At 59.6% G+C, this 8,253-nt stretch carries 7 protein-coding genes; 4 read left to right on the forward strand and 3 right to left on the reverse strand.

Annotated features, from left to right (window positions below):
• Positions 1-2: 2 nt before the first annotated feature.
• Together C501_RS11910 and C501_RS14105 are read right to left on the reverse strand one after the other, a co-directional pair.
• A complete protein-coding gene (locus tag C501_RS11910; protein ID WP_018133671.1) occupies positions 3-317 on the reverse strand; it encodes a transposase in 315 nt (104 codons plus the stop codon).
• Between the two features lie 261 nt (positions 318-578).
• Positions 579-914 (reverse strand): hypothetical protein, encoded by a 336-nt coding sequence (locus C501_RS14105; protein WP_156807544.1) that lies wholly within the window; start codon positions 912-914, stop codon positions 579-581.
• Positions 915-1,883: 969 nt separating this feature from the next.
• On the opposite strand from C501_RS14105, the gene C501_RS0100440 reads away from it, so the two are divergent.
• Entirely contained in the window at positions 1,884-2,516 is a 633-nt protein-coding gene (locus C501_RS0100440; protein WP_018133673.1) for a Maf family protein, read from the forward strand.
• Between the two features lie 75 nt (positions 2,517-2,591).
• A complete protein-coding gene (locus C501_RS0100445) occupies positions 2,592-4,427 on the forward strand; it encodes an acetyl/propionyl/methylcrotonyl-CoA carboxylase subunit alpha (RefSeq protein ID WP_051064427.1) in 1,836 nt (611 codons plus the stop codon).
• A gap of 14 nt (positions 4,428-4,441) precedes the next feature.
• Here C501_RS0100445 and C501_RS0100450 read toward each other — a convergent pair whose 3' ends face one another.
• Positions 4,442-5,776, reverse strand: a complete 1,335-nt coding sequence (locus C501_RS0100450; RefSeq protein WP_245532362.1) for an MFS transporter — start codon at positions 5,774-5,776, stop codon at positions 4,442-4,444.
• A 369-nt stretch (positions 5,777-6,145) separates the two neighbouring features.
• On the opposite strand from C501_RS0100450, the gene C501_RS0100460 reads away from it, so the two are divergent.
• Entirely contained in the window at positions 6,146-7,240 is a 1,095-nt protein-coding gene (locus C501_RS0100460; RefSeq protein WP_043567748.1) for an endonuclease/exonuclease/phosphatase family protein, read from the forward strand.
• An 885-nt stretch (positions 7,241-8,125) separates the two neighbouring features.
• Positions 8,126-8,253 (forward strand): transposase (locus tag C501_RS13760; protein WP_026174448.1); only part of this gene is annotated, 128 nt, incomplete at its 3' end.

Genomic DNA, 8,253 nt, shown 5'->3' on the forward strand with positions numbered 1-8,253 from the left:
GATCATCTCGGTGCGGGTCGGTCGAGTTCCGCCGCGAAAAAAGCCGACGCGCTGCGCAGAATCTCGTTAGCCCGGCGCAATTCACTCACCTCACGTTTGAGGCGTTTGATCTCGGCATGCTCTTCACTACCCAGACCAGGGCGGGTACCGGAATCAATTTCGGATTGACGTCGCCAACGACGCAACGCTTCCGAGCCCATCCCCAGCCGAGAAGCAACATGCTTAATCGCCGCGAACTCAGTGGCATGATCCGGAACAGATTCTTCGAGCATCCGTAACGCTCGCTGCCGGAACTCCGGCGGATACTGACGTGGCATACTTCCATCCTCCTATAAAGAACGGAACCAAACCCAGGACAATTCACTTTGGCCCCCACCTATAGTGTCCCGGACGTCGCTCCTTGACAACACCTGGGTGCTCGCCCCGTTAGGGCAGTGCCGTTCCTGGGCGCGTGCCGACGCCGACCGCCAGCAGCAACGATGAACCACACGAGCGGGCCCAGATTAGACGAAAGGCTTCACTTACGTGGTTCCAGCCCCTGAATCATCGAAGACCGATCAGCTGCAGAATCACCAGAACTAGTGTGGCAATGGCGCCAGGGCCAAGTAACACAGGAACAGCATGCTTAAGGAATAATTCAAGTCGCTGAACGCCATTAATCCTTTTTTGCAAATTGTTCCGTCATAGATACCACGAACAGCTGCTCCCGCAACTCGCTGAACTTCGATTCGCGACAAACAGTCCCACTCACCAGGGTCTTTAAATTTTTCAAGATGTGCTTCAAGCCTCGAAGCACTGGAAAACATATATAAAGATAACATGGATGACACTTTTTGAACCTCGCGCGCAAAAGCTATTCGCGACCCACCATTTTGTAAGAAATATTTATATCTAGATAAATCATCGATCTTCAAAAACTGTGAAGAATCATAAAACTATGATCAAAATTGATAGTAAGGGTCATTAGAATCCAGACGATGACTGCGGAGATTACTCCCAGCACAATAGACCCCTGGAACCGAGAGAGCGCGAATCCGCCTATCTGCGACTCCGACCAATTAGATAAATATTCAGGACCAGGAATAAGGTATATTAGACTCATCGAGAAAAACATATACAGCGCGAAAGCAAACCGCAGCTTTCTTCTCGGCGCAGCAGCATTTTCAACCATTCGACGACGATCCATGAAATTCGATGGACCCCAGCCGTATTCAGAGATGAGTTTTTTAATTTTACCCTTAGTTTTTAATTCAAAAAAGTAAATCTATATATATTATTCTTAGTCAGCTCACTTCTTCTAGCGACGGGTAGAATAATCTCCCTCCACCATAAGAACAGAGCGTAGGTTCCCGATACCGTAAATCCTGTCAAATAAATTACCCAAATGGTCGTAGGTAAAATTCTCTCAGCATCTTCCATCTAAGAATGCTAGCGCATGCATTCGTCCAATTTTCTCTAGCATCCAAATCCAGACAGCAGATCAAAGACGCCGACACCTGCTTGCCACTAGGCGTGACATCAACCGGCCCCCTGATCCTCAATAATGCGAGTACATACTTCATTGCTTAATTCACCCCGGATGCCAGTACATCTCTACCGATAGCGAGTGAATAACTCATTCTTCCCCCCCCCCCCCGGATCTAATACAAGGATCAACGATGCACCCCCTGAAACCTGAACGGAAGCGTCTTGGTTCCATGAGTTCGAAGTCTACGAATTCGGATCACTCGCACCAGGGGCAAAGTTCGAAAAGTTCACTCCATGCTCCAGATACTCAATAATGGGGCTCCTCTCTGAGTTACAAAGAGCTCTCAAGGGATGCGGGGCTTAGCGTAATTGCGCGGTACTTGGGGCAGACCCCAGCAATAAGCTAGGCTGCTGGCGTGAACTCACCCCAGCTGATCCTCGCCTCAGCCTCGCCCGCCCGCACCGCACTACTGCGCCAGGCCGGGGTCGGCCACCGCATTCAGGCCTCCTCCGTGGACGAAGACGCCGTCACCGCGGCAGCTGGCCAAGTGACACCGGCACAGACAGCCCTGCTCTTGGCTCGGGCGAAGGCTGAGGATGTCGCAGCCCGCCCAGAGAGTGCGGGATCCTTGGTGATCGGCTGCGACTCGGTGTTCGAATTCGACGGACTCCCCTACGGGAAACCCCATGAGGCCGAAGTCGCCCGGGAGCGGATCGGCCAGATGAGCGGCCGCTCCGGCGTACTGCATACGGGGCACTGGCTGATCGACTGCCGCACCGACGCCGCCAGCCCCGGCATGGGGGCGCTGGCATCGGCCACGGTGTACTTCGGCGACATGTCTGCAGCAGAGATCGACGCCTATGTGGCCACGGGAGAGCCTTTAGAGGTCGCGGGCTCTTTCACCCTGGATAGCCTGGGCTCTGCATTCATCGAACGCGTCGACGGCGATCCGCATGCCGTCGTCGGATTATCCATCTCCACCCTGCGGGCTTTGCTGCGCGAAACCGGCGTAAGCATCACTGAATTGTGGGATACCTACAAAGAATGACTGTTGAGCGCGCGGAAATCGTGTGAAGCGTAGGTGAAATCAGCTCAAAGCGCTAGGCTCCCTGAGGAGATAAGAATGGAGCCCCACGTGCCTGCTGATAGTCATACCACCCCTCGTCCCATCCCGGCTGGGGGGCCGGCGATCACGAAAGTTCTCATCGCCAATCGCGGCGAGATCGCGGTCCGCGTGATCCGGGCCACACGTGATGAAGGCATCGCGTCGGTTGCGGTCTATGCCGAACCTGATCGGGACGCCCTGCACGTCCGCCTCGCCGATGAGGCCTGGGCTCTCGGCGGGCAGACCGCGGCCGAGTCCTATCTGGACCAGGACCGACTGTTGGAGGCTGCCGCAGCAGCCGGTGCCGATGCGGTTCACCCTGGCTATGGATTCCTCTCCGAGAATGCAGAATTCGCACAGCGCGTCATCGATGCCGGGCTGACCTGGATCGGCCCGCCGCCGGAAGCCATCGCCAAGCTGGGCGATAAAGTCCAGGCCCGGCATATCGCCGAAAAAGTCGGGGCACCCCTGGTCCCTGGCACCAAAGACCCGGTGAGCAACACCCAGGAAGTACTCGACTTCGCCGATGAACACGGCCTGCCGCTCGCCATCAAGGCCGCCTACGGTGGCGGCGGCCGCGGCATCAAAGTGGTCCGCGAGCGCGAAGACATCGCGGAATCCTACGAATCGGCAGTCCGTGAAGCCGTCGCGGCTTTCGGCCGGGGTGAATGCTTCGTCGAACGATTCCTCGACGCACCGCGGCACGTCGAGACCCAGTGCCTCGCCGACGCCCAGGGCAATGTCGTCGTGGTCTCCACCCGGGATTGCTCCTTACAGCGACGCAATCAGAAACTCATCGAAGAAGCTCCGGCACCTTTCCTCAGCACCGAGCAGCTCGACCGGCTCTACTCCTCCTCCAAAGAAATCCTGCGCGAAGCGGGCTATCAGGGTGCGGGAACCTGCGAGTTCCTGGTCGGCCAGGACGGTGTGATCTCCTTGCTTGAGGTCAACACCCGGCTGCAGGTGGAGCACCCGGTCTCCGAAGAAGTCACCGGCATCGACTTGGTCCGCGAGCAGTTCCGCTTGGCCCAGGGCGAAGCCCTGGGGTACGACGATCCGGAAATCCGCGGACACTCCTTCGAATTCCGGATCAACGGGGAGGATCCCGGCCGGAACTTCATGCCCGCGCCCGGAACCGTAGAGACCCTGAAGCTACCAAGCGGGCCCGGAGTCCGAGTGGACTCCGGAATCGAAGCGGGGGAAGTCGTCGGCGGAAACTTCGATTCGATGCTGGCCAAGCTCATCGTCACCGGGGCCACCCGGCAGCAAGCGCTCGAGCGCTCCCGCCGTGCCCTAGAGGAAATGGACATCACCGGGATGCCCACGGTGCTGCCCTTTCACCGGCGCGCAGTCGCCGATCTGGATTTCGCCCCGGTGGATGCCGAAGAGCCTTTCCGGGTACATACCCGCTGGATCGAGACCGACTTCGTCAATGACCTGCCGCCGTTCAACCCGGGTGACGCCAGTGCGGTTGATGTCGATTCCGACGAACGGCAGAAAGTCACGGTGGAAGTCGGCGGGAAACGGCTGGAGGTCGTGCTCCCCGCTGCTATGGGACTCCCCGCACGTGCCGCAGGCACCGGTAAGGCCAAGAAGAAAGCCGGCCGCTCCCGTTCTACCGCTACCGCATCCGTCGATGGCGACGCCCTGACCTCACCGATGCAGGGCACCATCGTCAAGGTGGCTGTTGCGGACGGAGAGGCCGTGTCCGAAGGCGATCTAGTGGTGGTCCTGGAAGCGATGAAGATGGAACAGCCGCTCACCGCGCACCGTTCCGGGACCGTCCGGGGACTGAAATCAGCTCCCGGGGACACCGTCTCCGCCGGAGCGGTGATCGCCACGATCGAAGACTGAGCCCGCATAAGAACTCAGCTGGATTGCGCCACCAGGTCATCGTCTTTGGTCTCGCGGGAGAAGTACAGCGCTACTAGGGTCAACACCGCCATGCTGCTCAGGTACACTCCCACGAGCCCCGTGCTGCCCCCGGCGGCCTGCCAGAGTGCTACCGCGATAAAAGGCGCCACCGCCGCGCCCAGGATGCTGGCCATGTTGTAGCTCACCGCGGAGCCGGTATAGCGGACGTTCGTGGGGAACAGCTCGGGCAGGAACGCTCCCATCGGGCCGAAGGTGAGGCCCATCAGGGTGAAGCCGACGACCAGCCAGGCCATGGCCCCGACGAACCCGCCACCGGTGAAGAGCGGGAAGCTCAGCCCGAAGCCGATGATCAGCACCGTAATGACCATGAGCGAGCGCCTGCGCCCGTACCGCTCCGCCATCGGGCCCGCGATGAGGGTGAAGATACCGAAGAACACGACGCCGACGATGAGCATGAGCAGGAAGTCGTTGCGGCCATACCCGAGCCCCGGCACGAAGCTGTCGATAGCCGTCTGAGACATGGGCCGCCCGGCGCTTTCCGCCGCTTCTTGAGCCGATTGCAGGGACGACGCTGTGGTGCCGAAGGTCAGCGTGAACGTCGTCATCAGATAGAACAGCACATACGTGGCCAGCATGATGAAGGTCCCCAGGATCAGCGGCCGCCAGCTGGTTCGGAACACTGTGCCGATCGGGAGCTTGGAGACTTCGTCGTCATCGACGACCTTCTGGAAGGCCGGTGCCTCCACGAGCTTGAGCCGCACATAGAGACCGATCAGCACCATGACAGCACTCGCCAGGAACGGAATCCGCCAGCCCCAGGCGGTGAAAGCGTCAGCCGGCATCGACACGCTCAGGATCAGAAACAAGCCGTTGGCCAGGATGAACCCGATAGGCGCCCCCAGCTGCGGGAAAGTACCGTAAACGGCCCGGCGATTCTTCGGCGCGTTCTCGGTGGCCAGCAGAGCCGCACCGCTCCACTCCCCGCCCAGCGCGAGGCCTTGCGCAAAGCGCAGGATCACCAGAAGCGCGGGGGCCAGCACAGCCCAACCCGGTACCTGGGCCGTCGGCAGGCAGCCGATCAGGAAGGTGGCGATGCCCATGGTGAGCAGGGACGCCACGAGCGTACCCTTCCGCCCGACCTTGTCGCCGAAGTGCCCGAAGACCACTGAACCTAGCGGGCGGGCGATGAACGCCACCCCGAAGACCGCGAAGGAGCTCAACAGCTGGGTGATCTCATCCGCCGCCGGGAAGAACAGCCTCGGGAAAACCAGCACCGCCGCGGTCGCGTAGATGTAGAAGTCGTAGAACTCGATGGAGGTGCCGACCATGCTCGCCACGATGACGCGGCCCCGACTATTGGGCAGCTCTTGGGACTCTTTCGGCTGGGAATCGTGCGGCTGGGGGCGTGCCGGGCTCGGTGCGGTCATCTACGGCATCCTGTTCTCGTATCCGGTCTCATGCAGAGTGCCGTAGGAGCCATCCGCCCCCGCAGCACCGGTGCTGCACATCTTAATCACAGCTTTCTCCGGTGAGGATATCTCCGTCAGCCGATGTCCACTCTGCGGACATCGGCTCGAAGCCGACGCTGGCTCAGGATGAACTTTCCTGGAACTACCGGGAAACCGCATGACATCGCTCTCTGCGGCTGCCTAGCATGAGAACCGTCCCCTTTCATGAAGACGGTGATGAGAAAAATGATGCCCCAGCTTTCACGACGATCCATGGTTCGAGGACTAGCCGGCACCGCTGCCTGGGGCGTGCTGTCGGGTGGAGCCGTGCAGACAGCAGCATCGGCTACTCTTGCTCCCATCGCTCAGACGCCCGAGCCTCAGACTCTCAAAGTCTTGGTGTTGAACGCCTGGATCGGTGGAAAAAGAGTGCGGGGCGGTACGGAGATGATCGCGCAGATCATCGAAGCCTCCGGCGCCTCCTTGGTTTTCCTCCTGGAGGCGAAAGAGACCACCGGGCAGATCGTGACGAAACTGAACGCCTCCGGGGCGAATTTCCAGTACCGGATGACCGGGGACACCGCAATCATCTCGAGCCACCCGATGAGCGAGGCGGTCGAGTTCCCTTTCATGACCAAAGCCGTGGTGACCGTAGGCCCGCTCGAAGTCGCCGCCTATGCCGCACATCTGGAATACCGGTGGTACGCCACGTACCTGCCCCGGGGTTACGGAGCGGGTGTGCCTCGCGGTGAGCTGTCCGAATCCGGCTGGGGGAAGATCCCGGATGGTCCAACCACCGATGTCGCGACGATCTCACGGGTCAATGAAGCTTCCGGCCGGCCGAAAGAGATCGCCGATTTCATCTCCGATGCGCACAACGAACAGGCGCGGAATCGCGCCGTGATCCTGGGCGGCGATTTCAATGAGCCCTCGGCCCTGGACTGGACGCCGGGTACCACCCGGCTGTTCGATCACAATGGTGTGGTGATGCGCTGGGAGTCGACTCAGGCACTGCACGATGCAGGTTTCCTGGACGCCTACCGGGATGCGCACCCGGACCCTGTGACGCATCCGGGGTTCACTTGGCCCGCCAGTAATCCGAACGTCGGCATCAATGAGCTGACTTGGGCTCCGGAAGCTGACGAACGGGACAGAATCGATTACGTCTTCCACTCCCCGGACCCCCGCGTACAGCTGACGAGTGCTGAAGTCGTCGGACCACGGGCATCTATCGTCCGGAGCGAACGGGTCGATGAGCCCGGCGAGGACCCGTTCCTACTGGCCGATACCCCGTGGCCGACGGACCACAAGGGCGTGCTGGCGAGTTACCAGCTGCGCGGTTAGGGCGCAGGTTCCGAGGCTTCCGGTAGCCGGTGGGGTGGAAATCGGTCAGCGATGGGTGGAGTGAGCAGTCGCTCTTCGCCAGTAACTGTGATGCGTTAGGGCCGATCCGAAACCAAACACGAATCCCCGTCGAGCTAGTTGCGCCTATCTCTAAAGACCCCGTTGCTTCATTGATGGGAATAATCTTTCCGAGAGAGTACCCCTGCTCTTCCCAGTACGCATACATCGCATCAGAGGTCACCTGCGGATCAGCCACGCCCCCGCCCTCCGCAGTGTAAGAAAAGCCTCTGCCTTTGCTGTCCCCGATATAACAGCTCACCCGATCAACCTGAGTCGGCTGGGCGCGATTCCACTGCGGGTAGTCGATTCCAATCTGCTGAGCATTCGCTTCAATCGTGTCGTAAAAATCCGTCCGGATCGTGTCCGGAGCCCGTCCGACACCCTCAGATTCACCCACGTTTCCTCCAGAAAACAAGCCACAACCAGACAGGAATAACGCTCCGACGAGGCCTGCGGTAAGAATCATCAAGCGAGCTCTCACGGCACGTTACTGAGCCCTATTTTCCGGCATGACCGGCGGAATATTTTTGAGGCTCGAGTCCAATGAACAGTCACTTCTCGCTAGTAATTGCGAGGCATTCGGCCCGATGCGGAAACCAATCCGAATTCCGGTGGAGCTAGTTGCGCCTATTTCCAAAGAACCCGTTGCCTCATCGAGCGGGATAATCTTTCCGAGAGAGTACCCCTGCTCTTCCCAGTACGCGTACATAGCGTCAGAAGTCGCCTTAGGGTCAAGAACACCTGCGCCTCCGGTCGTGGGGTCTGCCCCGGGTTTGGTTGACATCTGATCTGTGAGGATTCGTCCTCGCTGGAAGGATGTATCTCTTGCCCAAGCCCTATCCGAAAGAGTTCCGTGACGATGTCGTGGCTGTGGCCCGTAAAGCCCGGGCCCCGTTATCGCAGATTGCGAGAGACTTCGGGATTTCCGAAGCCTCGTTGTTCAACTGGCTGAA

It is taken from the genome of Acaricomes phytoseiuli DSM 14247, assembly GCF_000376245.1.
Taxonomy (GTDB): Bacteria; Actinomycetota; Actinomycetes; order Actinomycetales; family Micrococcaceae; genus Renibacterium; species Renibacterium phytoseiuli.

What these genes read in the sequence shown, in the direction of transcription:
- C501_RS0100450 (WP_245532362.1), bottom strand. Translation starts at nt 5,776, where the DNA reads ATGGTCGGCACCTCCATCGAGTTCTACGACTTCTACATCTACGCGACC.
- C501_RS0100460 (WP_043567748.1), top strand. Translation starts at nt 6,146, where the DNA reads ATGCCCCAGCTTTCACGACGATCCATGGTTCGAGGACTAGCCGGCACC.
- C501_RS11910 (WP_018133671.1), bottom strand. Translation starts at nt 317, where the DNA reads ATGCCACGTCAGTATCCGCCGGAGTTCCGGCAGCGAGCGTTACGGATG.
- C501_RS0100445 (WP_051064427.1), top strand. Translation starts at nt 2,592, where the DNA reads ATGGAGCCCCACGTGCCTGCTGATAGTCATACCACCCCTCGTCCCATC.